Origin of the sequence: Hoeflea algicola (assembly GCF_026619415.1) — a bacterium.
Classification (GTDB): domain Bacteria; phylum Pseudomonadota; class Alphaproteobacteria; order Rhizobiales; family Rhizobiaceae; genus Hoeflea; species Hoeflea algicola.
Map to the genome: position 1 here is coordinate 1554918 of NZ_JAOVZR010000001.1, position 23272 is coordinate 1578189.

The 23272-nt window shown below is 61.0% G+C and carries 21 protein-coding genes; 4 read left to right on the forward strand and 17 right to left on the reverse strand.

From position 1 onward, the window contains the following. Positions 1-31: 31 nt before the first annotated feature. The 3 genes from purF (at position 32) to OEG84_RS07655 (ending at position 4613) form a co-directional block, all read left to right on the forward strand. Entirely contained in the window at positions 32-1501 is a 1470-nt protein-coding gene (purF, locus tag OEG84_RS07645) for an amidophosphoribosyltransferase (protein WP_267653191.1), read from the forward strand. 9 nt (positions 1502-1510) lie between these two features. Further along, positions 1511-2248: an SDR family NAD(P)-dependent oxidoreductase gene (locus OEG84_RS07650; protein ID WP_267653192.1), complete on the forward strand. Its 738-nt coding sequence runs from the start codon at positions 1511-1513 to the stop codon at positions 2246-2248. Between the two features lie 127 nt (positions 2249-2375). Continuing rightward, the gene (locus tag OEG84_RS07655; protein WP_267653193.1) at positions 2376-4613 is read left to right on the forward strand and encodes an AMP-binding protein; all 2238 of its coding nucleotides are present in this window, start codon (positions 2376-2378) and stop codon (positions 4611-4613) included. A 58-nt stretch (positions 4614-4671) separates the two neighbouring features. Here the strand turns inward: OEG84_RS07655 and pssA are convergent, their stop codons facing one another. The 6 genes from pssA to OEG84_RS07685 all read right to left on the reverse strand — a co-directional run bounded on the left by pssA (position 4672) and on the right by OEG84_RS07685 (position 11155). Further along, positions 4672-5556 carry a CDP-diacylglycerol--serine O-phosphatidyltransferase gene (pssA, locus tag OEG84_RS07660; RefSeq protein WP_267653194.1) on the reverse strand — a complete coding sequence of 295 codons (885 nt, stop codon included), beginning with the start codon at positions 5554-5556 and terminating at the stop codon, positions 4672-4674. 15 nt (positions 5557-5571) lie between these two features. Beyond that, positions 5572-6270, reverse strand: coding sequence for a phosphatidylserine decarboxylase (locus OEG84_RS07665; RefSeq protein WP_267653195.1), 699 nt, complete (start codon positions 6268-6270; stop codon positions 5572-5574). 159 nt (positions 6271-6429) lie between these two features. Further along, the gene (locus OEG84_RS07670; protein WP_267653196.1) at positions 6430-8322 is read right to left on the reverse strand and encodes an ABCB family ABC transporter ATP-binding protein/permease; all 1893 of its coding nucleotides are present in this window, start codon (positions 8320-8322) and stop codon (positions 6430-6432) included. A gap of 1 nt (position 8323) precedes the next feature. After that, a complete protein-coding gene (locus tag OEG84_RS07675; protein WP_267653197.1) occupies positions 8324-8725 on the reverse strand; it encodes an ArsR/SmtB family transcription factor in 402 nt (133 codons plus the stop codon). A gap of 257 nt (positions 8726-8982) precedes the next feature. Next, positions 8983-9933: a LysM peptidoglycan-binding domain-containing protein gene (locus tag OEG84_RS07680; RefSeq protein ID WP_267653198.1), complete on the reverse strand. Its 951-nt coding sequence runs from the start codon at positions 9931-9933 to the stop codon at positions 8983-8985. Further along, complete coding sequence (locus OEG84_RS07685; RefSeq protein WP_267653199.1) at positions 9863-11155, reverse strand: Ig-like domain-containing protein; 1293 nt, start codon at positions 11153-11155, stop codon at positions 9863-9865. The genes OEG84_RS07680 and OEG84_RS07685 overlap by 71 nt, the downstream gene beginning before the upstream one ends. Before the next feature lie 137 nt (positions 11156-11292). Between OEG84_RS07685 and OEG84_RS07690 the strand changes: the two genes are divergently transcribed. Further along, positions 11293-11907: an LOG family protein gene (locus OEG84_RS07690; protein WP_267653200.1), complete on the forward strand. Its 615-nt coding sequence runs from the start codon at positions 11293-11295 to the stop codon at positions 11905-11907. Here OEG84_RS07690 and rarD read toward each other — a convergent pair. The 11 genes from rarD to OEG84_RS07745 form a co-directional block, all read right to left on the reverse strand. Next, on the reverse strand, positions 11894-12823 hold the full coding sequence (gene rarD / locus OEG84_RS07695; protein ID WP_267653201.1) for an EamA family transporter RarD: 930 nt from the start codon (positions 12821-12823) through the stop codon (positions 11894-11896). The two genes, OEG84_RS07690 and rarD, sit on opposite strands and share 14 nt — an antisense overlap. Before the next feature lie 158 nt (positions 12824-12981). Beyond that, positions 12982-14598, reverse strand: coding sequence for a citramalate synthase (gene cimA / locus OEG84_RS07700; RefSeq protein WP_267656119.1), 1617 nt, complete (start codon positions 14596-14598; stop codon positions 12982-12984). A gap of 11 nt (positions 14599-14609) precedes the next feature. Next, a complete protein-coding gene (gene pip / locus OEG84_RS07705) occupies positions 14610-15572 on the reverse strand; it encodes a prolyl aminopeptidase (RefSeq protein ID WP_267653202.1) in 963 nt (320 codons plus the stop codon). 120 nt (positions 15573-15692) lie between these two features. Further along, complete coding sequence (locus tag OEG84_RS07710) at positions 15693-16172, reverse strand: GFA family protein (RefSeq protein ID WP_267653203.1); 480 nt, start codon at positions 16170-16172, stop codon at positions 15693-15695. 2 nt (positions 16173-16174) lie between these two features. Next, on the reverse strand, positions 16175-16531 hold the full coding sequence (locus OEG84_RS07715) for an endonuclease domain-containing protein (RefSeq protein WP_267656120.1): 357 nt from the start codon (positions 16529-16531) through the stop codon (positions 16175-16177). Positions 16532-16809: 278 nt separating this feature from the next. Beyond that, positions 16810-18348, reverse strand: a complete 1539-nt coding sequence (cysS, locus tag OEG84_RS07720; protein ID WP_267653204.1) for a cysteine--tRNA ligase — start codon at positions 18346-18348, stop codon at positions 16810-16812. Positions 18349-18543: 195 nt separating this feature from the next. After that, positions 18544-19167, reverse strand: a complete 624-nt coding sequence (locus OEG84_RS07725) for a LysE/ArgO family amino acid transporter (RefSeq protein ID WP_267653205.1) — start codon at positions 19165-19167, stop codon at positions 18544-18546. A gap of 4 nt (positions 19168-19171) precedes the next feature. Further along, positions 19172-19957: an SOS response-associated peptidase gene (locus tag OEG84_RS07730; RefSeq protein ID WP_267653206.1), complete on the reverse strand. Its 786-nt coding sequence runs from the start codon at positions 19955-19957 to the stop codon at positions 19172-19174. Between the two features lie 51 nt (positions 19958-20008). Continuing rightward, the gene (locus OEG84_RS07735) at positions 20009-20704 is read right to left on the reverse strand and encodes an ATP-binding cassette domain-containing protein (protein WP_267653207.1); all 696 of its coding nucleotides are present in this window, start codon (positions 20702-20704) and stop codon (positions 20009-20011) included. A gap of 10 nt (positions 20705-20714) precedes the next feature. Beyond that, positions 20715-21887 (reverse strand): ABC transporter permease DevC, encoded by a 1173-nt coding sequence (devC, locus tag OEG84_RS07740; protein ID WP_267653208.1) that lies wholly within the window; start codon positions 21885-21887, stop codon positions 20715-20717. Further along, entirely contained in the window at positions 21884-23116 is a 1233-nt protein-coding gene (locus OEG84_RS07745) for an HlyD family efflux transporter periplasmic adaptor subunit (protein WP_267653209.1), read from the reverse strand. Before OEG84_RS07745 ends, devC begins: the two co-directional genes overlap by 4 nt. Positions 23117-23272: the final 156 nt, after the last annotated feature.

Here is a 23272-nt window from a genome sequence, read left to right on the forward strand (position 1 = left end):
CGGCCGGCCTGTTGGAAAAGGTCCGACGCAAATGACTGATACTGGCTCGACGCCGCTCGACAACGAAGCTGACTGCTTCCACGACGAATGCGGGGTATTTGGAATATTTGGCAAGGATGATGCGGCGGCTGTCGTAACTCTTGGCCTGCATGCGCTTCAGCACCGGGGACAGGAAGCGGCGGGGATCGCCTCCTACACCGGCCAGCAGTTTGCCGTCGAGCGCCACGTCGGCCTGATTGGCGACACGTTCACCAAGCGCTCGATCATGGACCGGTTGTCAGGCGACCGCGCCATCGGCCACACCCGCTACTCCACCACCGGCGGCGAAGGCCTGCGCAATGTCCAGCCGCTGTTTGCTGAATTTGCCGGTGGCGGCTTTGCCATCGCCCACAATGGCAACATCACCAACGCCCTTACCGTCCAGCGCGAGTTGCAAAAGCGCGGCGCGATCTTCTCATCCACCTCTGACACCGAAACCATCCTGCATCTGATCGCGGTCAGCGAGAAAACCCACATCGTTCCCAAATTCATCGATGCCATCATGCAGCTTGAAGGCGCTTATTCGCTGGTCGGCCTGTCGGAAAAGAAAATGATTGGCGCGCGCGACCCGCTGGGAATCCGGCCGCTGGTGCTGGGCGACCTCGACGGCGCCTATATCCTGGCATCGGAAACCTGCGCGCTCGACATCATCGGCGCGCGCTTCGTCCGCGACATCTCTCCTGGCGAAGTGGTGGTGATCACCGAAAAGGGTGTCGAGAGCCATTTCCCGTTCGAGAAGCAACCGCCACGGCTGTGCATATTCGAGTATGTCTATTTTGCCCGCCCCGATTCGATCATCGAAGGCCGCAATGTCTACGAGGTGCGCAAGCGGATCGGCGAGGAACTGGCGCGCGAAGCCCCCGTCACCGCCGACCTGGTGATTCCGGTGCCCGATTCGGGAACCCCGGCGGCCATCGGCTTTTCCCAGGGCGCCAACATCCCGTTTGAGCTCGGCATCATCCGCAATCATTATGTCGGCCGCACCTTCATTGCGCCGTCTGCCTCGATCCGGCACATGGGCGTAAAACTCAAGCACAACGCCAACCGGGCAATGATCGAGGGCAAGAGTGTTGTGCTGGTCGACGATTCCATCGTCCGCGGCACCACCAGTCAGAAAATCGTGCAGATGGTACGCGAAGCCGGCGCCCGCGAAGTGCATATGCGCATCGCCTCGCCGCCAACCATGTCGTCATGCTATTACGGTGTCGACACGCCGGAAAAATCCAAGCTTCTGGCGTCGCGCATGACTGTTGAGCAAATGGCGGATTTCATCCGCGTCGACAGTCTCGGCTTCCTGAGCATTGACGGGCTCTACCGCGCGGTTCGCGAACCCAGCCGCAACGCAGAGTGTCCTCAATTCTGTGACGCCTGCTTTACCGGCGACTACCCGACAGCGCTCACCGACCAGGGCGACCAGGGCGATGTGCGTCGCCTGTCGTTGCTGCTTGGCAACAACGGATAATTCACAACCATGGCATCTCTTGACGGACGTATCGCGCTTGTCACCGGCGCTTCCCGAGGTATCGGCTACTGGACCGCCCTGGCGCTGGCCAGAGAGGGCGCGCATGTGATTGCCGTTGCCCGCACCACCGGCGGTCTCGAAGAACTCGATGACGCCATTCAGGCCGAGGGCGGCAGCGCCACCCTGGTGCCGATGGATCTGACTGACATGCCGGCGATCGACCGGCTCGGCGGCGCCATCAACGAGCGCTGGGGCAAGCTCGATATCCTGGTTGCCAATGCCGCAGTGCTGGGAACGATTTCGCCGATCGGCCATGTCGAGGCCAAGGTGTTCGACAAGGTCATGGCAATCAATGTGACGGCCACCTGGCGGGTGATCCGTTCGGTAGAACCGCTGCTGATCAAATCTGATGCCGGACGGGCGCTTCTGCTGTCGGCTGGTGTTGCCGAAAACCCGCGTGCCTTCTGGGGTCCCTACGCGGCTTCCAAGGCGGCTGTCGAATCACTGGCACGGACATGGGCTGCGGAAACCGTCAAAACCCCACTTTGCGTCAATTCGGTCAATCCCGGTGCGACCCGCACAGCGATGCGGGCGTTGGCAGTCCCGGGCGAAGATCCCAAGACGCTTCCGCATCCTTCCGAAGTTGCCGACCGGCTGGTCCCGCTGTGCGGCCCCGATTGCACCGAGACTGGCAGATTGTTCCGGGTTTCCGATAACCGCTTCTTCGATTATCCGGTTTCGCAATAGCCGGGGTCCCTCCCCGACACCCTGTCGCTTCCAATTAGTCCGGACAGTGTCTAGGCTTCCATCTGAAAACAGCCACTTGGCCGGGTATCCGTGCCACCGCGGCTGTTCGTGATGAGGGAGCTAGTCAATGTCGGGCACCGCAGCGACGCTGATCGTCATTCTATTGGCGGTCGGCCTGATCGCAGCTTTTTACACCGCCAGAACCTACAGGGTCGGCTGGGTGCAGGGTATCGGCTTGCTGAAGCTGCGCACGCTGTTCCGGCTGGAATTGCCCGAGGGCAAACTGGCCGGCTCCGACGAAACGAATGGCCCGGTCATCCATGTCTATTCGCGCCAGTCGGGTCTCGACGTCGCGGTGCTGTGGAGCGTGCTCGACCGCCAATGCCTGCATCTGCTGCATGCCGACGATCGCCGCTCGCTCACCCTGTTCGGCATGCGGCTGTTTGCCCGTACCGGCGCCGATGACTATAACCAAGCGCTGGAAGCGGCGCTGGCTTCCGGTGCATCGGTCACGGTGCCGTTCCCGCCCGACATCGAACCCTCGCAGGAAACGCTTGAAAATTATGCCGATCTGGCACGTTTGGCGCGCAAGCACCGCGCGCGGCTCAATGCCTTTCATGTCGGTGGAGCCGTGTTCTCTCTCTGGTCAGCCCGCCCGCCCGCCGAGGCGCCACGGAAGTTCCTGCCACGCCTGAGGCTCGCGCAATCGGGTCTGCTGGATCTTTGCGACCCCACGCCGCCCGCCAATGGCGCCACCGCGGCCCGTGACCAGGACCGGATCCACGACCTGCTGGCGCTTGCCCGCTTCAACAGCAATGACTTCAGCCGCGGTCTGTTTCTGGCGTTTCGCGACGCCGCCGACCGATACGGCAGATCGGACCCCGTGCTCGAAGATGCGCTTGGCGGCAAGCTTACCTACAAGCGCCTGCTGGTGGGCGCGCGGGCACTTGGCGCCCGGTTCGAAAAGATCAGTCAGCCCGGCGAGGCACTCGGCGTGCTGCTGCCCAATGCCAATGCCGTGATGGTGACATTTTTGGCGATCCAGTCAGCCGGCCGTGTTGCCGCCATGCTCAATTACACCGCCGGTCCGGCGGCGATCCTGTCGGCGCTGTCGACCGCGAAGATAAAGTCCGTGCTGGTCAGCCGCGCCTTCATCGAAAAGGCTGGGCTCGAGCCGTTGGTCGAGGCCATCACCGGCGCTGGGGTCACCATCGTCTGGCTCGAAGACCTGCGCGAAAGCATTACATTTCTTGAAAAAGCCAGTGCCTTTATCAATTGGCGGCGGCCATTGCGGCCGGTCAACGCCGCCGATCCGGCGGTAATCCTGTTCACCTCCGGCTCCGAGGGCACGCCCAAAGGCGTTGTGCTGTCGCACAAGAACCTGCACGCCAACGCAGCCCAGGCCGAAGCACGCATCGACATTTCACCCAAGGACAAGCTGTTTAACGTGCTGCCGGTGTTCCACTCGTTTGGACTCACCGGCGGCGCCATCCTGCCGTTGCTGTTTGGCGTCAGACTGTTCTTCTACCCCTCGCCGCTGCATTACCGGATTATCCCGGCTGTGGCGCGTGAGGTCAGGCCGACGATCCTGTTTGGCACCGATACCTTTCTGGCCGGCTATGCACGAACTGCCAAGGATACCGATTTCGAGAGCCTGCGGCTGATCGTGGCTGGCGCCGAGGCTGTTCGCGATGAAACGAGAAGGGTCTACCACCAGCGTTTCGGTGCTGCGATCCTGGAAGGTTTCGGCATGACCGAGGTTGCCCCGGTGGCAGCGGTCAATTCCGCAAGCCATGGCAAGGACGGCACCGTTGGCCGGTTATTGCCGGCAATGGCGCTCAGGCTCGAGCCGGTGGAGGGAATCAGCACTGGCGGCAGGCTGTTCGTCTCCGGCCCCAATGTCATGCTTGGCTACATGCGGGCCAGCGCCCCCGGCGTGCTTGAGCCGCTTGCCGACGGTTGGCACGATTCAGGTGATATCGTCGAAATTGACGGTAACGGCTTCATCGCCATTCGCGGCCGGGCCAAGCGCTTCGCCAAAATTGCCGGCGAGATGGTCTCCTTGGGTGCGATCGAACTGTTGGTGCAGAAGCTCTGGCCGGAGGCTCAGCACGCAGCCGTGGCCGTCGAGGATACCCGCAAGGGCGAACGCATCGTGCTGGTAACCACCAAGATGCCGGCGCTGCGCGAAGAATTGCGCAGCTATTCCCGCCGTTTCGGTGCCGCTGATCTGATGGTACCGGGCGAGATCATCAATGTGGAGGAAATCCCGGTGCTGGGATCAGGCAAGACCGATTATGTCAGCGCCCAGAAAATCGTCGACGAGTGGGTAAGCTCACACCAGGCCGGCGGCAAAGCCGATTAAAGCTACCGCACGCTTGCGTGGCCAGCGAAGCGCGCAAGAGCACCACACGGGTTCTCTACTAATCGGGTTTGCTGTCGCTTTCAGGTGGCGCCGGCGTGGCTTCAGATGCCGCATTGGCGGCTTTCCGCGTCGCGGCCTTCGGCCCGTATTTGCGCGACCATGCCGCTGCACCGAAAGGCAACGACGCCAGATAGGCGATCGCCGTCAGCGTCAGTGTTTCCCAGGTAAAGCTCATCAGCAGTGAGACATAGACCACTGCGACCAGAATGAACGGCATGAACAGATCGCGGCGCACGCCGCTGCTGACGCTCTTGCCCGAATAGACCGGCACCCGGCTGACCAACAGAAAGCCGATGAACATGGTGTAGGCTGCGGCAATGAACCCGGTGCTGCGATCGATCGGCATGCCGAGAAAGCCGAAATAAACCGGCAGCATCACCAGCAACGCCCCGGCGGGCGCCGGAACCCCGACAAAATAATATTTGAGCCAGATCGGCTTGCTGCCAGTCTCGGAAATCACATTGAAACGCGCCAGCCGCAGTCCCGCTGCCACCGTGTAGACGATAGCAGCGATCCAGCCGAAAGAACGCGCCTGGTCTAGGATAAAGACATAGAGCACCAGCGCCGGTGCGACGCCGAAATTGACGATGTCGGCAAGCGAATCCATTTGCGCGCCGAACTTAGACTGGGCCTTCAACAGCCGCGCCACCCGGCCGTCAATACCATCGAGAAACGCCGCCAGCAAAACCATGGCGACCGCCATTTCGAAGCGGTTTTCAAATGCCAGCCGGATCCCGGTCAATCCGGCGCAAATCGCCAGCACCGTGATCAGGTTGGGGATCAGCATGCGAAACGGAATTTCCCGCAGCCGTGGCCCCCGCCCCTCATCCAGAACATCGGGCTCGTAGGGCAGAAACGGTGTTTGTGTGTCTTTGTCTTTCATGAGTTTATAACCGCATCAGTCGCGCCGACTGACCACAGGCCCCTTGGCTGATCCAAATTCGGCGAGCATGGTTTCGCCGGCGATTGCCGTCTGTCCGACACTGACCAGCGGCCGTGCACCAGCGGGCAGAAACACATCCAGTCGGGAGCCGAAACGGATCAGGCCGAACCGCTCACCGGCGTCAAGATGCTCGCCCTGCTCAGACCAGCACAGGATCCGCCGCGCCACCAGGCCGGCGATCTGCACCACCCCGATTTCGCCATGGCGGGTTTCCAGCACAAGGCCGCTGCGTTCATTTTCGGTGCTTGCCTTGTCGAGTTCGGCGTTGAGGAACGATCCCTTGGAATAGACCTTGCGAACTATCCGGCCCTGCACGGGCGCCCGGTTCACGTGGCAATTGAAGACATTCATGAAAACCGAGATCCGCAGCATCTCGGACGATCCCAACCCCAGTTCTTCGGGCGGTGTCATCCGCACCACCGAGGAGACCCTGCCATCGGCGGGACTGATCACCAGATCGTCGTCCAGCGGCGTCACCCGTTCCGGGTCACGAAAGAAATAGGCGCACCAGGCAGTCAACACCAGACCGATCCAGAACAGCGGATCGGCGATAAAACCAAGCAGAACAGAAGCGCCAAAAAACGCGGCGACAAATTTGTAGCCTTCCCGGTGAACCGGGACCAGCGCATTGCGAACGCTGTCAAAGATGCTCATGACGAAATTCCCCGAGATGTGTGCTGGCCGTGCCTACAGCAATTCGGACCCAAGTGGAAACCACTTTGCACCGGTAATTGCAATCCCGTCCGGCAAAGTCGGGCAGGCAATTGGCGCAAGCGGCGGCAATCGCCGCCGCCAACAGGCCCAATCCCCGCGTCAGACCTCGTCGATTTCAGGGGTGCGGCGACGGGTGACGATCCCCAGCGCATCGTCCTCGCGCATGCGCTTGAGCTGCTCCTCGGCCTCGGTGGCTTCGCGCTGGCGATCCCACATCGAGGCGTAAAGTCCCTTTTGCGCAAGCAGTTCGGAATGCCGGCCGCGCTCGGCGATCACCCCGTCCTTGAGCACGATGATCTCGTCGGCGCTGACAACGGTCGAGAGCCGGTGGGCGATGACCAGCGTTGTTCGCCCTTCCGAAACAAAGTCCAATGCCGCCTGAATCTCCTGCTCGGTGGCTGTATCCAGTGCTGAAGTTGCTTCATCAAGAATCAGGATCGGCGGCGCCTTGAGGATGGTGCGAGCAATCGCCACACGCTGCTTTTCGCCGCCCGAAAGTTTCAGGCCGCGCTCGCCCACCATCGACTCGAAGCCCTCCGGCAGGCTGTCGATAAAGCCACCGATCTGCGCCAGGTCGGCTGCCTGGCGGATTTCCTCATCGCTGGCGCCAACCCGGCCATAGCGGATGTTGTAGGCAATGGTGTCGTTAAACAGCACCGTGTCCTGCGGCACCATGCCGATGGCTGCACGCAGGCTTTTCTGGGTCACGTCATTAACATTCTGACCGTCAATCGAGATGCTGCCCGACTGGATGTCATAAAACCGGTAAAGCAGCCGCGAGAGCGTCGATTTGCCGGCACCCGACGGCCCGACAATGGCGACGGTCTTTCCAGCTGGCACTTCGAAAGAAATGCCCTTGAGGATCGGCCGCGCCGGATCATAGCTGAAGCTGACATTATCGAAGCGAACGGCGCCATCGGTGACCACCAGCGGCTTGGCGTCCGGCGCATCGCGCACTTCCGGTTCGACATCAAGAAGCCCAAACATCTGCTCGATGTCGGTCAGTCCCTGACGGATTTCGCGATAGACGAAGCCGATAAAGTTGAGCGGTACCGACAATTGCATCAGCATCGCGTTGATGAACACGAAGTCGCCGATGGTCTGATCGCCGGCCTGCACAGCCATCGCCGACATCACCATCATGATGGTCATGCCGACGCCGAAGATGACCCCTTGGCCCATATTGAGCCAGCCAAGCGAAGTCCAGACCTGGGTCGCGGCCGTTTCATACCCCGCCATCGACCGATCGAAGCGCTGCGCTTCCATCTCCTCGTTGCCGAAATATTTCACCGTCTCGAAGTTGAGCAGCGAATCCACCGACTTGGTGTTGGCATCTGTGTCCGATGCGTTCATCGCCCGGCGGATGCCGATGCGCCAGTCGGACGCGCGCACCGTAAACCAGATATAGAACCAGACCGTGACGGCGGTGACGGCGACATAGCTCCAGCCATAGGCAACGCCGAAGATGACCGCCGTCAACGCAAACTCGATCAATGTCGGCGCGGTGTTGAGAATCGTGAAGCGGACAATCGTCTCGATCCCCTTGGTGCCGCGTTCGATCACCCGTGACAGCCCACCGGTGCGCCGCTCGAGGTGGAATCGCAGCGACAATTCATGCATGTGGACAAAGGTTCTGTAGGCAAGCTGGCGCACAGCATGCTGGCCGACACTGGCAAACAACGCGTCGCGCAACTGATTGAAACCCCACTGCACAATCCGCACGACGTTATAGGCGATCACCAGCATAACCGGGGTCGCGATCAGCGCCGGCATCCAGGCCGCCACATCGCTGGCGCCATTGAGCGCATCGGTGGCCCATTTGAAGAAATAGGGTACCGAGATCAGAACGATTTTCGACAACAGCAGAAACAGCGTCGCCCACAGAACCCGCAGTTTCAGGTCGGGCCGGTCGGCCGGCCACATATACGGCCACAAATTTCTCAGGGTGCCGAGCGGGTTGCCCTGATCGGCGGAAACGGTCTTGGAAGCCAATTCAAATGTCCTTGTAACCGGCGGGGTGCGACAGCGCGTCCTCTCGCCGTTGTGGATCTTCACAGTCATCACCCTGCACGGGCCCGCAGTCCCCGCCGCAACAATGGGTGAGCGTTTGTTCGATGACGCCGATCAGGCTGTGAACCGCATCGGCATTGATGGTGTAGCAGGACCGGGTCTGCTCCGGCCTGTAGCTGACCAGCTCTGCGTCCACCAGCACCTTGAGATGCTGCGACACGGTCGACTGCGCCATTCCAATCCGCGCGACCAGATCCTTGACACAGCAGCTCTTCGAGTGCCCCAGATGCCGCAGCAGCTTCAACCGCACGGGATGGGCCAGCGCCGCCAGCCTGCGCGTCACTGCCTCGTCTCTCAGGTCAATTTCCGAATTCAGATCATTCATCGTTCATCGGCGATATACGATGAATGTGGCGAGGTCAAGCGTATGGAACTACTTCCAGGCCGCTTCAGTCACCTTTAGGCGTTCTTTTTGGCGCGAGCGCCTGCACATCCCGACGCCGCCTGTCACTTCAGCTTTCAGTGGGCGTCTTTGTGAGCAACAACACTACCCCGCTGTCGCGTGAGCAACTGCAACCAGCCAAGACACGCGCGCCGCAACAAAGCTTCTGCTGCCGCGCGCGCCGCTTTAGGCTCAACGCTTTACCGGTTCGATTTGTCTCTGAGTTGGCGGTGCAGCTCTTCAGCATTCTGCAGCGGTTTTTCCGGTACCGAGAACACCTGACCCGGCTTGATCCGGTCTGGGTCCTGAATCTGCGAGCGATTGGCAAGATAGATGGTCGTATAGCGAACACCCTGGCCATAGGTCCGTCGCGAAATCTGCCACAACGTGTCGCCGCGCCGGATGATCACCGCACCAGGCGCCGATGCCAGTGGCGCCTGAACGATGGTCCGCGGCTCGCCCGGTTCGCCGGTCTGGGCTTCATCCGCGTCCGAAGCCGGTGCATTGGCGGCAGCCACGGCGATATCGGCCGGCTGCGACAGAGCCGTCTGGGCCTGCTTGAGCATGTCGCGCATCGCGACAGCGTCGCCTTCCGAAGCACTGGTTGCGGCTGCGGCGTCAGACCCGGCCTCCGGCGCAGCGGCCTTGGGCGGATTGATCACGGCCAGCGCTGCATCAGCCTGCGCACGCATCGATTGGGCCATCGCCTTCGATTCGGCGGTGCTGTCTGCAGGCAGCTCGGCAGTCGCCGCGGCCTCGAGTTTGGATACGGCTTCTGCCCGGGCCTCGGCCAATGCGCCAGTATCCGGCGCCTCCGGCTTTGCCACCATCTGTTCAAGCTTCGACAGTGCCTCAAAGGCATCCTCGCGCAATTTCGAAAGTCCGTTGATATCCGGCAGAATCATCGCCGTTGCACCAGCTTGTGCAGTGTCGCCTGCTTCGCTGCCTGCCGAAGCCGACCCGGACGGCGTTGCCGCTTCTTCGCCGGACTGGGCGACGGCGGCGTGTGCCTCACCCTCAGGCCGGTTGAACGGGACCGTGGCGCGTAGCACCACCTTGCCGGTTGCATAGTCCATCAGTTCAGCGCCGATCGTGGTGATCGCCGACCGATAGTTGCGCTGTTGCCTCGACAATGAACCGGCCGGTTTCATCGGCCTTGTCAGAACCAATCAGCACACCGTCGGCGGAGACCTGAACCGTAGCCCCAGGTGTTGCCGAACCGGCAATGAAGATCCGGTCTCCTTCAATTTCGACAGCATCGACGCGCACGGTGGCGCCATCAGGAAGCGGAGCGTCGGTCGCCGCGCTCGTCGCCGGCGCGATCTCGGTTTCCGGCGAAACCGCGGCCATGGTTTCCGCGCTCTCGCCTGCATCAGGCTCGGTTGTTGCGGTGCTGTCATCGGTGCTGGCTGCAGCCACTTCGGTGTCCGTTGCCGACGCGGTGTCGCCTGCCGGGGCGGCACTCGCAATTTCCGGCGCCGTAGTGGTCAATAGCGACGACACCGCAGGAAGGTCCGGCGTTGCCACCGATGACGCTGCGTCGTTGCCCTGCGCAACTGCCGTATCTGAATCGCCATCTTGCGCCTGCTCTGAACCTGCCGCTGCCTTGTTCGTTTCATCCGCGGTTGCAACATCAGATTCGGCGGGCTCAACGCCCTCGCCACCTGCCGCAGCAGCTGTTTCGGACACGGCCGCTTCGCCTGCAGCCCCCTCGGAACCAGCAGTCTCTGCCGATTGCGTCGCATCTTCGGTTTGGGTGGCCTCTGCGGTGTCGGTGGAAGCTGGTGCCACGGGCTGGGCAATGATCCTGCTCGCCTTGCCCGGCTTGGTCACCATGGCAAGCAAATCGCCATCGGCCGTTTCGGGAATCGAAATCGTCGCAACTTCCTCAGACATTCGCGCGGTACCGTCAGCACCGACGATCCGCAGCGCGAGCTGATAATCACCAGCGGACAACGGTTTATCGAGCACGGCAGCAAAATCACCGCTCGGACCCACGGTGGTCGACGCGATGACCGTCTCGCCATTCATGATGTCGAGTCGCGTTCCGGGCTCCGCCTTACCGGCAATCACAGTCGAACCATCGGGTTCAACCCGCAGCACATCAAAGCTCGGCATCAGCCAAGCGCCTGACGCAACGGGTTTTTCGGCCGCGTCATCGCGGACAGCGGTCTCCGCATCCTCGATCTTGGGGGCAGTTTCAGGCGCCGGCGTGACCGCCGTATCACCGGTCTCCGGTCTCACGGCGGTGGCGGTTTCCGAAACTGTCTTACCGTTCTGGTCAAACAGTTTCGGCACCACAAAGAACCCGCCAATCGCAACTGCCGCAAGCAATCCGAGGAAGGCCAGAAATCCGGTATTGTTCTTATTCATTATACGCTCCGCCAGTCCGGCACGATGCTGCTATCTCGCGGAAACCTATATGGTTTGGCTATACGGTACAAGAAAAAGCGGCTGGCACGACGAGCCCGGTCTTGACCATCACTCCATCGCCATGTTTCCTCACTGCCATGGAAACAACCTCAAACAGAATTCGCTCGATTTGCGTCTATTGCGGCTCGCAACCGGGGCGCGATCCGGCCTATCGGGCTGCCGCCCAAACGCTTGGCGCGGCAATGGCCGAAAACGGCATAGATCTGATCTATGGCGGCGGCACCAAGGGAATCATGGGCGCGGTCGCCGAGGCGGTAATGTCGGCCGGCGGAAGGGCTGTCGGCATCATTCCCGAATTCCTGATGGACCAGGAAGCTTCGCGGAAATCGCTTGGCGGCCTGACCGAACTTCATGTCACCAAGGACATGCATGAGCGCAAGCACATGATGTTCGAGCGCTCCGACGCCTTTGTCACGCTTCCCGGCGGAATCGGCACGCTGGAGGAGATTGTCGAGATCATGACCTGGGCGCAACTGGGCCGCCACGCCAAGTCGATGGTCTTTGCCAATATCAACGGATTCTGGAATCCGCTGAACACGCTGCTCGGCCACATGTCGACCGAGGGCTTCATCCACACCGCACATCTGGTGCAACCGATGGTGATTGACCGTGCCGAGGACATCGTGCCGGCAATCATGGAACGCGCGGCGCCGGTCGCCGAAGGCGACCCGGACGTGATCAGCCGGTTGTAAGCAGGGCAGCGGCGCGGCGCGCCTTGTGGCTGCGCAGCAGCGATACAGAATAGATTGCGAGCGACACCCAGATCAGCCCGAAAGCCGCCAGTTTGTAAACCCCGAACGGTTCCTTGAACACGAACACGGCGATGATGAAGATCATTGTCGGAGCGATATATTGCATGATCCCGATGGTCGACAGCCTCAAGAGCTTGGCGCCATTGGCATAGATCATCAACGGCACGGCCGTGACCAGGCCACACCCGAGCAACAGCAGCACATCGGTCATCCCAGTCTCACCAAAATGGCCGTTTCCACTGGCTTCAAGATACGCGATATACCCGAGCGCAGGTATCGTCAGGATCAGCACTTCGAGAAGGAATCCCTGGTTGGGGCCCACCGGCAGCGATTTCTTGAAGAACGCATAGAAACCCCAGGAGCCCGCCAGCCCGACCGACACCCAAGGCACCCCGCCTGTTTCCCAGGCGAGCAACGCCACCGCGACAACGGCCAGGGCGATCGACAGCTTCTGCAGGCCGTCGAGTTTTTCCTTGAGCAACACCGCAGCGAGAAAAATCGAAAACAGCGGGTTGATGTAATAGCCCAGCGCCGCTTCCACCGTTCGGCCCGCACCGATCGCCCAGACATAGATGCCCCAGTTGAGCGTGATGATGGAGGCGGTGAGAAATCCCATCCCCAGCGTCCGTGGTGTCCTCAGCGCAACCTTGATATCCTGGGTCCGGCCCAGCAACATCAACACCGCCGCGGCTATCGGCACCGACCAGATCACTCGGTGCGCCACCACCTCGACCGCAGGAATATGCGCCACAGCTTTCATATAGAAGGGCAGAACGCCCCACAGCAGATAGGCGACAAGCGCAAAAGCGAAGCCGCGCGGCGTATCTTCATTGGCAACGACGGTAGATTTCGGCATGGGAACTCCGATAGGCCCGGGCACATCCCGGTTGAATCCTGCTCATGAGCAGACGTCACGATTACAGACGTGCAGTCATCAACACAACGCAAGTATCACGATCAGTCCATCAGAGTTGCTTATGGATTACCCGCCCACAAGGGCTGCGGCAAACGGCCTTACTCCGCCGCTACCCGTCCCGCCATGTCGCGGTTCTTCATCAGCTTGAAGACGATCGAGTCCATCAGCGCCTGGAACGAGGCATCGATAATGTTGTCCGACACGCCAACTGTCCACCAGCGTGCGCCGGTCTCATCGGCGGATTCAATCAGCACCCGTGTGATCGCCTCGGTGCCGCCATTGAGAATGCGCACCTTGTAGTCGGCCAGTTCAAGATCGCCGATTTCCGACTGGTAGACGCCAAGATCCTTTCGTAGTGCTATGTCGAGCGCGTTGACAGGCCCCTGGCCTTCGGCCACCGACATCATCTCGACACCGTCGACCACCAGCTTGACGACGGCTTCGGAGACAGTGGTTATCTGTCCCATCGCATTGAACCGGCGCTCGACCATCACCCGGAAGCTGGTCACCGAGAAGAATTCCGGCACCCGGCCAAGGGTACGGTGGGCCAGCAGTTCAAAACTCGCATCCGCCCCCTCATAGGCATAGCCGGTGGCTTCGCGTTCCTTGACGATCGAAATCAGCCGGTCGAGCTTCGGATCATCCTTGCCGACGGTGATGCCGCGCAGTTTCAGCGCGTTGATGAAATTGGACTTGCCGCCCTGGTCCGACACCATCACCTTGCGGAAATTACCGACACTTTCAGGCGGAATATGCTCATAGGTGCGCGGGTCCTTGATCAGCGCCGAGGCGTGAATGCCGGCCTTGGTGGCAAACGCCGACGCCCCGACATAGGGCGATTGCGTGGCCGGCGAGCGGTTCAGCAACTCGTCAAAACCGTGGCTCAGCCCGGTCAGGCGCTCGAGGTTTTCCACCGGGATGCCGGTCTCGAACCGGTCGGAAAAGGCCGGCTTGAGCATCAGCGTCGGAATCAGCGTCACCAGATTGGCGTTGCCGCAGCGTTCGCCGACGCCATTGAGCGTGCCCTGGATCTGCCGCACCCCGGCTTCCACCGCAGCCAGCGAATTGGCCACCGCCTGGCCGGTGTCGTTATGGGCATGAATGCCGAGCCTGTCGCCGGCAATGCCCTTGGCAATCAGCGCGGCAATGATCTCGCGTATTTCCGCCGGCTGGGTGCCGCCATTGGTGTCGCACAGCACCACCCACCGCGCACCGGCGTCATAGGCGGCGCGCGCGCAGGCGATGGCATAGTCTGGATTGGCCTTGTAGCCATCGAAGAAATGCTCGCAATCGACCAGTGCTTCCTTGCCGGCAGCCCGCACGGCGGCGACCGAGCCGGTGATCGATTCCAGGTTCTCTTCGTTGGTGCAGCCGAGCGCCACCTTCACATGGTAATCCCAGCTTTTGGCAACCAGGCAAACCGCATCACCTGCGGCTTGAATGAGCCCGGCGAGACCCGGGTCATTGGAGGCCGAGACGCCCGCACGCTTGGTCATGCCGAAAGCCACGAACGAGGCCTTTTCGGTGCGCTTCTTGGCAAAAAATACCGTATCGGTGGGATTGGCGCCGGGATAGCCGCCCTCGACATAATCGATGCCGAAACCATCCAGCATCCTGGCGATGGCGATCTTGTCCTCGACGGAAAAATCGATCCCCGGCGTCTGCTGGCCATCGCGCAACGTGGTGTCGAACAGGTAGATGCGTTGCTTGCCCATCGCGGAATCCGTCATGTGTCTGCCTTGCCCGCGAACCTGTCAGTTGCGCGGATCAGTTGATCGAGAATACCCGGCTCCGAAAACGCGTGACCCGCACCCTCGATCAGGTGAAATTCGGCGCGCGGCCAGGCCTGGTGCAATTGCCAGGCAGTGTGCGCCGGGCACGGCATATCGTAACGGCCGTGGACGATGACGCCGTCGATACCGGCGAGCTTGTGCGCGTCGCGCAGCAATTGCCCCTCCTCCAGCCAGCCGCCATGGACGAAGAAGTGGTTCTCGATCCGGGCGAAGGCCAGTGCGAACTGGTCCTCATGAAACTTGTCGCTGGTCGAGGGCTCGGGCAGCAGCGTGATGGTTTCGCCCTCCCAGGCGCTCCAGGCCTTGGCGGCAGCCATCTGCGCGGCCTTGTCATCACCAATCAGACGCCTGCGGTAAGCCGCCATCATCTCGCCGCGCTCGGCTTCAGGGATCGGCGCCAGAAACCGCTGCCATTTGTCGGGAAACATCTCCGAGACGCCAAATTGATAATACCAGTCGAGTTCCGCCTTGGTCAGCGTGTAGATGCCGCGCACAATCAGTTCGTTGACCCGCTCGGGATGGGTCTCGGCATAAGCCATCGCCAGCGTCGAGCCCCACGAGCCACCAAACACCTGCCATCTGTCAAAGCCCGCGAGTTCACGCAGCCGTTCGATATCGGCCACCAGATGCCAGGTGGTGTTGTTCTCGAGCGAAGCGAACGGCGTCGAGCGCCCGCAGCCGCGCTGGTCAAACAGCAGCACGTCATAAAGTTCGGGGTCAAACAGTCGCCGGTGCACCGGACCACAGCCGCCGCCCGGACCGCCATGCAGAAACACCGCCGGCTTGCCGCCCCGGGTCCCTGCCCGCTCCCAATAGATGGAATGGCCATCACCGGTGTCGAGAAACCCGCTCTCGAACGGTTCGATCTCCGGGTACAATCCACGCAATCCACTCATGTTTTCAACTCCAATTGACCCAGACAACGACGGCAACTGTGACTGCGGCCACCAGTACGCCCTTGCCGATCAGGCCGTAAAGCAGCCATTTCGGCATTTCGGTTCCCGGCTTGCGCTCGCTCATGGCTTCGGCTCCGGCGGCCAGGCTTCGGTGTCACGGTCGGGGTGCTGGAATCTGACCAGCGTTTTGAGAAAACTCACCGCGTCCGGATCCTCCAGCGTCTGCCGCTCTGGAAGCGCCGGGATGCCGTCACACCAGATCCGTTTGCCCTCGACGCCATAGGCAATCGTTGGCGGCACGGAATCGGGATCGTCAAACGCCAACACCGTCAGCGCCAACCCGTCGGGCGCTTCATAGGCCAGCGGCGTTCCGCACAGGTTGCAAAATCCGCGCCGCACCGCGTTGGAACTCTGAAACCAGGAGGCTTCGCCACGGGTCCATTCGAGGCCCGCGTCGCCCAAAGACACCAGCGCCAGCGCCTGACTGGCAGAGGCTTTTTGGCACATCCGGCAATAGCACACCGAGGATGTGCCGGGCGTGCCGACGAGGCGAAAGCGGACAGCACCGCACTGGCAGCCGCCCGAAAGGGTGGAGGTCATGCTCAGCCCCTCCCCATCAGGCGCAGGATATGCGTGCCGACATTACCGATGTCAGTGAGCACATCTTCGTTCCAGAACCGAATGACCTTCCATCCCTCTTGTTCGAGGTAGGTGGTTCGTGCTTGATCATATGTATGATTTTCAGCGTGCTGACTGCCATCTACTTCGACAACCAGCCTGTGCTCGGGACAGGCGAAATCGACGATGTACCGGCCAATCGATACCTGCCGCCGGAACCCCATCCCCATCAGCCGATGGGCGCGCAATTCATTCCACAGCTTGAGTTCGGCCTCGGTCATGGCGCTGCGCATGCGGCGCGCATTGCGCCTGAGATGCGGCGGCACTTTCCCGTGCGGCAAGACACCCCCCTCTGTCACTACGTGACATCTCCCCCACAAGGGGGAGATCGGCGTGCCGATGGATCACGCCCGGATAACAACATCTCATTTGCAATCAGAAAACAACCTGAAAGGGAAAAATCCCTTAGCCCGGACGCAGGCCGGCGAGTACTCGGTGCAACAAAGCTCTCAACATATTCCGATCCCGCTTTTCCAACTTGGCGGAAGCGCCCGACTCCCAATCTCCCCCTTGCGGGGGAGATGTCGGCGTAGCCGACAGAGGGGGTAAAGCTGCAAGCTCACCGCTTCACTTCCCAGGTTGTCACCCGCTCACCGGTCTCCGGATCCTTGCCGTCCTTGAGCTGAATGCCCATGGCTACGATTTGGTCCCGAAGCGTGTCCGCATCGGTCCAGTTCTTGGCCTTGATCAGGTCGAGGCGCTGATCGACAAGAGCCTGGACCTGATCTACAAGTCCCGCCGGCAGCGCGTTACTCTGTTCAGTGTCGACAAACAATCCGGCGATGTTCAGGAGAGTGACAATTGTGTAAACTTCCACCTGTGTCGCAGCATCGGAAAGGTTGAAATCTCCCTCAAGAATGGCGCGCGTTGAATGATCCAGAAAGCGTTTGAGGTTGGGTGTGTTCAGATCGTCATAGACCGAATGCCCCAGAGGCGGAGCAATGGCAATTCGCTCAATTTCAGCTTCTGCCCAAGGGAAGGCTATCTGATAGTTTTGATCAGCGGCGTTGAGCGAGATTGCTCCCTCAGCAACCAGAAGCGCTAGAGCCTTCCTATACTTTTCAATAGCAGCCTCCGCCTCCTCCAGCCGCTTGACGGAAAAATCGATCGGCTCGCGATAATGCGTCATCAGCATCGCCAGACGCAGCACCTCGCCGGGCCATTTGCGGCCGCCGAATTTTTCGGTTTCCAAGAGCTCGGCGATGGTGACGAAGTTGCCGTCGGATTTCGACATCTTCTTGCCTTCGACCTGCAGGAAGCCGTTGTGCATCCAGAGGTTTGCCATCCGCTCATTGCCGTGGGCGCAGCAGGACTGGGCGATCTCGTTTTCGTGGTGCGGGAAGATCAGGTCCAGCCCGCCGCCATGGATGTCGAAGGTCTCACCGAGATGATGTTCGCTCATCACCGAGCATTCGATATGCCAGCCGGGGCGACCGTGGATGGTCACGGTCTCGCCGCTCTCCGTGAAGCGACCGTCCCAGCCTGGCTCGTCTGCGGCGGACTCTTTCCACAGCACGAAATCCGCTGCATTGCGCTTGTGGTCTTCCACTGCAATGCGGGCGCCGGCCTGCTGGTCCTCGAGCTTGCGGTTCGACAGCTTGCCGTAGTCAGGCATGGAAGCGACCGCAAACAGCACTTCGCGCCCTTCCCTGCCCGATGTCACATAGGCGTTGCCCTTGTCGATCAGCGTCTGGATCATCCGGATCATGCCGTCGATATGGGCGGTCGCCCGAGGTTCAAACGTCGGTGGCAGGCAGCCAAGTGCTGCCGCGTCCTTGTGGAACCGTTCGGCGGTCTTTTCGGTGACTTTCGCGATCGCCTCGTTGAGCGGCAGATCGGGATAATCGCGAAGCGCGCGGGCGTTGATCTTGTCATCGACGTCGGTGATGTTGCGCACATAGGTGACGTGGTCTTCGCCATAGACATGGCGGAGCAGCCGGAACAGCACGTCAAACACGATCACCGGACGGGCATTGCCGATATGGGCATAATCATAGACCGTCGGGCCACAGACATACATCCGCACATTGTCCGGATCGATCGGCGTAAACTCTTCCTTGACCCGCGTCAGCGTGTTCCAGAATTTGAGTTCGGTCATGTCCACTCCCAGATGCCAGCACCCTGGCCCGGGTCGTTTGTCCTGTTTGGAAAAAGAAGACGAAAACGGCCGAGCCAGCGAAGCGCTAGCGAATAATGATGCCGCAAATGCAGGTGGCGCGTGCGCCGTGTGCCGTTTTCATGCTGGTCTTATCCCCGATTGAACCCGCCCGGTCAAGATGCCAGAGAGCGGCTTTCAGCCGGCGAAAAACCGCGCCAGCAGCGAGATTGACAGCGCCGCCATCACAGCCGCGATCAGCCCGTCGAGCACCCGCCAGGCCGAAGGCCGGGCGAACAGCGGCTCCAGCACCCGCGCACCATAACCAAGCCCGAAGAACCAGATGAACGACGACGACATCGCCCCGATGGCAAACGCCAGCCGCGCCGTGCCTTCATAGCGCCCGCTCAGGCCACCCACCAGCAGCACGGTGTCGAGATAGACATGCGGATTGAGGAAGGTGAAGGCGAGACAGGTCAGCACCGCAGCTTTCAGCGATCCCGGCCCGGACTTGGCTGCTTCCAGCCCCGAAGGCGAGATCGCCCGTTTGAGCGCCAGAAACGCATAGACGTCGAGGAACGCGGCCCCACCCAACGTCACCACCGCGATAAGAATTCTCGAACCCGAAATGATCGCACCGAGCCCGGCGACACCCAGCCCGATCAGCACTGCATCCGACAGTGCGCAGATCAGGCACAGGATGAAGACATGCTGACGCAGCAACCCCTGCCGCAGAATGAAGGCGTTTTGCGCGCCGATGGCGATGATCAGCGAACCACCAAGCAGCAGGCCGGAAAAAGCGGGAGCAAAGAGAGGTGTCATCGGGTCAGAACAACTTCAACTGGTCAGAGGCAGCAGGCGGCGCTTTGGCTTTGCGAACCGGTTTGGCTGGCTCGGGCGGCGCGAACTCATCGGTGGCGGGCTCTTGCACTTCCGGGCCGCTGTTTGCAACCTTGTTGACCAGATCGGAGATCCGGATGGCCTCGAAATAGTCCTCCGGCGCCGGTGCCATCAGATCGGCCACATGTCGCGGTTCCTGGTTGAGGCAATCAAGCCAGCGGGAGAAATCCTCCGGCCTTATCACCACCGGCATCCGGTCATGCACCCGTGCAATCATCTGGTTTGCAGCCGTGGTCAGCACCGCGGCAGTATCGATCTCCGCCCCGTCGGCACTCATATAGGTTTCGAGCAACCCGCCAAAGGCAACGATGCCGCCACCTTTCGGCTTGATCCAGTAAGGCGTGGATTTCTCGTTTGAGCCTTTGGGCGGGCGATGCCATTCGTAAAATCCCGACGCGGCGATCAGCACCCGGCGATGCCGCATGGCGGCGCGGAACGAGGCCTTTTCGGCCGCCGTTTCGGAGCGTGCATTGATCAGCAACGGAAAATCGGCCGGATCCTTGACCCATCCGGGCAGAAATCCCCAGCGCGCCAACAGCGCCCGGCGATCGGTGCGGTTGTCGCCCTCTTCGCGGCGGCGGTCGCCGGCAATGATCAGGATCGGCTGCGTCGGCGCGATATTGTAGCGCGGCGGAAAATCCTCGATCTCCTCGAGACCGAACATTTCCTGCACCTCTTCCGGCGTCGCTGTCAGTGAAAACCGTCCACACATTGCCAATCCATGCCGCACGACGGTGGAAGGGTCAAGCAATGACCGACCGGACTATACCGGCCTGGTGTCGGAGACGATTCGCCCGTCTTCCAGCGTGACGATGCGGTCGGCCAGTTCGAGAATGCGGTTGTCGTGGGTCACCATCACCGTCGTCGTGCCGCGCTGCTCTCCCAGCCGCTTGAGCATTGCCACGACATTAAGCCCGCTCTCCTTGTCGAGCGCCGCCGTCGGTTCATCGGCAAAGACGATGTCGGGATTGCCAATCAGCGCCCGGGCCACCGCAACACGCTGTTTCTGCCCGCCCGACAGATTGCCAGGCAGGTAATCCATTCGGTCCCCAAGACCGACCAGCGACAAGGCATGGCGCGCGGCCTGCTGCTCGACCTTAGGGTTGTTCAAATGGTGCACCTGAAGCCCCATCTGCGCATTCTGCAGCGCAGTCAGGCTGCCATGCAGATTGTGCGCTTGAAAGATGAACCCGAGCCTGCACCGGAGCGCTTCATTGAGCGCGTTGCCAGCGCCCATCAGCTCGTGTCCGAGCAGAGTGATAGAGCCTTCCTGAACGTCGCGCAGGCAACCCATCAGCGTCAGCACCGTTGTCTTGCCGGACCCCGAAGGGCCCATCAGCACTGTCAGGCTGCCGCGCACCACTTTGAGATCGACATCGAAGATCGCCTGTTTGCGCGCCTCGCCGGTGCCGAACCAATGGTTCAGGCCGTGCACATTGATCGAGTGATCATCACTCATGCCCACGCCCTCAAAACAGATCAGCCGGATCGGCCGCCGCTAGTCGCCGGGTTGCGATGGCACCCGACAGCGAGCAGGCAACCAGCGTTCCGATCAGCACGATTGCCGCCATGTCCCAGGTCATAGCCAAGGGAAGATTTGTGGCCTTTTTCATGCCGACCAGCAATCCAGTGCCGACAATCACCCCGGGCACGAAGCCGAACACGGCCAAGATCAGCGCCTCCTCAAAAACAATGCCGAGGAAGAATTTCTGCGGATAGCCCATCGCCTTGAAGGTCGCATATTCCGACAGATGATCGGCCACGTCGGTCGAGAGCACCTGGTAGACGATGACGATGCCGACCAGCACGCCGATGATCACGCCAAAGCCGAAAATGATGCCGGTCGGCCGCTTGGTCTGCTGGTAGCTGAGATCGTCGGCCTTGGCCTGATCATAGGAGCGGATGCGCAGCGACTTGTCCGAAATCAGGTCCCGCAATCGGACCGAAACCACCTCCGGGTCCGCCCCCGGCTTAACCTGCAACAAGATATGATCAGGTGCGGCCGAACTGCGCGCCGGAAACAGTGACAGGAAAGTCTGGTCCGACATGATCATATAGCCGTCGCCGCCAAATCCGCCGCCGCCCTGAAAAGTATCATACAGCGTCACCGTCTTGCCGCTCACCTCGAAGCTCGCCGGTGTCTGCGGACGGATCGCGGCAGCTTCCTCGGGCGGTAGGCCGCGGGTGGCCATATCGAGAATGGCCGAGTCGTTGAGTTGCAGCGTCGCCAACTTCGGTTTGAGCACCGGGCTTAAAAAATCCGGCAGCGTCGGATCGATGCCGAAGCTGGTCAGCCCCAGCGTCTTGGTCGGGCGCGGCCAGTTTGTATTGCCGACAAATATCCCGGTCCCCAGTGTCACTTCCGGATCGGCCTGCGCCTGAAACAGCCATTGCCGCGCGACATTGCCGCCCTCGGTCATCGAATTGGCATCCGAAGCCGAGATCATGATGTCGGCATTGAAAAAATCATAGGGCTTCAAAGTCGCAATCGCCATCGAGTTCATGATGCCCAGTTGCACAAACACCAGCACATTGGCGAATGCCACACCTGCAATCGCCGCGGCAAAACGCGTCCGGCTGTGGGTCAACTGCAGCCAGCCGATCGGCAGCCGCCCGAACAGCCATTGCAGCAAACGGCTCATGGATTGCTCTTGGTGGCGACCGTTCGCGTATCGATGCGGGCGATCACCTCGAGATTGGTGTAGCGCGCGGCAACATCTGACGACGCTTCATCCAGCTCAACCATCACCTTGATCACTCGCGCATCGGTGTTTGCCGCCGTGTCGTCGGATAGCAGGCCCTGGCGTCCCACCGTCAGGCCGATCGACTTGACCCGGCCCTGCAGCGTTTGGCCGATGGCAACAGCCGCCAGTTCCACCGGCTGACCTTCGGCGACATGGGCGATCCGGTCCTGATAGACCTCCACCTCGGCCATCATCTGATCGGTATCACCAATCAGCATGATGCCATCGCTGGGTGGCTTCTCTCCCGGATTGGCCATTGAATCAAGCACCACGCCGCTGATAGGCGCCAGAACCGCAGACCGGACCAGATCCTGCTCGGCACGGGTCAGGTCCGCCTTGGCTGCATCAAGATTGCGCGCGGCGACAATCACATCGGGCTGCAGTTCGACAACTTCGCCGCTGAATCGCGATAATGTCGCTTCGGCTTTCTGTACCGCAAGGACGGCCTGACGCTCGGCTGCAGCAAGAGAATCGAGCGAGGCCTGGGTGATCACGCCGCGCTCGAACAAGGCTTTGCCGCGCTCAAGTTCGGCCGATGCTTCAGTGCTTGCGCTGCGCGCCTGTTCCATCGCTGCGCGGGCTTCGGCTTGCGAGTTCTGCACCGATGCGGTGGTTTGAACCAGTGCCGCCTCGCGAACGGCAACATTGGCCTCAGCTGACAGCACCGCGCTGTGCAATTGCCCCTGATTGTCGAGCCGCGCAACCACTGCACCCTTTTCAACCCGGTCACCGATGCTCACCAGCACTTCCGCAATGCGCGCATCGCCGGCACCATAGGGCGGCGCCACGATCGATACATCGCCACGCGGCATCAGCCGGGCCAGCCCGACAACGTCGCTGGCCTGCATGGTCGCCACCATCTCCTTGGGCATTTCCATATCTGGCGGCAGCGCAATTGGTGTGGCCGAGCCGGCACCGGGCTGCAGCCCTGTTAGCGCATAGAATTTCTGCAAGGCGACCGGCTGGTAATACATACCGATCACCCCACCCGAGAACATGATGACAGGGATCAGCAACACCAACAGGTAACGCTTGTGAAACCGCCACCGCCGTCGGACGACTGGCTGACTGTCGCTATCGTGCCGGATGACGTCCAGCGGCAGGTCGGGTTCGGGCGAAGGTGTCATTGAAAAGTCCAGTTCTCGGGCTCTGGCTGCAAACAGAGGTAAAACATATTGTTTTCTGCATATTTTTACAACGCCATTCCCCGGCAGTGTACCACCTGCAAAAATGTTCGTGGAACGTGGCCCGGAAGGCATCTGGGCAATTACCGGGGTTGCCGC

What these genes read in the sequence shown, in the direction of transcription:
- purF (WP_267653191.1), top strand. Translation starts at nt 32, where the DNA reads ATGACTGATACTGGCTCGACGCCGCTCGACAACGAAGCTGACTGCTTC.
- OEG84_RS07650 (WP_267653192.1), top strand. Translation starts at nt 1,511, where the DNA reads ATGGCATCTCTTGACGGACGTATCGCGCTTGTCACCGGCGCTTCCCGA.
- OEG84_RS07655 (WP_267653193.1), top strand. Translation starts at nt 2,376, where the DNA reads ATGTCGGGCACCGCAGCGACGCTGATCGTCATTCTATTGGCGGTCGGC.
- pssA (WP_267653194.1), bottom strand. Translation starts at nt 5,556, where the DNA reads ATGAAAGACAAAGACACACAAACACCGTTTCTGCCCTACGAGCCCGAT.
- OEG84_RS07665 (WP_267653195.1), bottom strand. Translation starts at nt 6,270, where the DNA reads ATGAGCATCTTTGACAGCGTTCGCAATGCGCTGGTCCCGGTTCACCGG.
- OEG84_RS07675 (WP_267653197.1), bottom strand. Translation starts at nt 8,725, where the DNA reads ATGAATGATCTGAATTCGGAAATTGACCTGAGAGACGAGGCAGTGACG.
- OEG84_RS07680 (WP_267653198.1), bottom strand. Translation starts at nt 9,933, where the DNA reads ATGAAACCGGCCGGTTCATTGTCGAGGCAACAGCGCAACTATCGGTCG.
- OEG84_RS07685 (WP_267653199.1), bottom strand. Translation starts at nt 11,155, where the DNA reads ATGAATAAGAACAATACCGGATTTCTGGCCTTCCTCGGATTGCTTGCG.
- OEG84_RS07690 (WP_267653200.1), top strand. Translation starts at nt 11,293, where the DNA reads ATGGAAACAACCTCAAACAGAATTCGCTCGATTTGCGTCTATTGCGGC.
- rarD (WP_267653201.1), bottom strand. Translation starts at nt 12,823, where the DNA reads ATGCCGAAATCTACCGTCGTTGCCAATGAAGATACGCCGCGCGGCTTC.
- cimA (WP_267656119.1), bottom strand. Translation starts at nt 14,598, where the DNA reads ATGGGCAAGCAACGCATCTACCTGTTCGACACCACGTTGCGCGATGGC.
- pip (WP_267653202.1), bottom strand. Translation starts at nt 15,572, where the DNA reads ATGAGTGGATTGCGTGGATTGTACCCGGAGATCGAACCGTTCGAGAGC.
- OEG84_RS07710 (WP_267653203.1), bottom strand. Translation starts at nt 16,172, where the DNA reads ATGACCTCCACCCTTTCGGGCGGCTGCCAGTGCGGTGCTGTCCGCTTT.
- cysS (WP_267653204.1), bottom strand. Translation starts at nt 18,348, where the DNA reads ATGACCGAACTCAAATTCTGGAACACGCTGACGCGGGTCAAGGAAGAG.
- OEG84_RS07725 (WP_267653205.1), bottom strand. Translation starts at nt 19,167, where the DNA reads ATGACACCTCTCTTTGCTCCCGCTTTTTCCGGCCTGCTGCTTGGTGGT.
- OEG84_RS07730 (WP_267653206.1), bottom strand. Translation starts at nt 19,957, where the DNA reads ATGTGTGGACGGTTTTCACTGACAGCGACGCCGGAAGAGGTGCAGGAA.
- OEG84_RS07735 (WP_267653207.1), bottom strand. Translation starts at nt 20,704, where the DNA reads ATGAGTGATGATCACTCGATCAATGTGCACGGCCTGAACCATTGGTTC.
- devC (WP_267653208.1), bottom strand. Translation starts at nt 21,887, where the DNA reads ATGAGCCGTTTGCTGCAATGGCTGTTCGGGCGGCTGCCGATCGGCTGG.
- OEG84_RS07745 (WP_267653209.1), bottom strand. Translation starts at nt 23,116, where the DNA reads ATGACACCTTCGCCCGAACCCGACCTGCCGCTGGACGTCATCCGGCAC.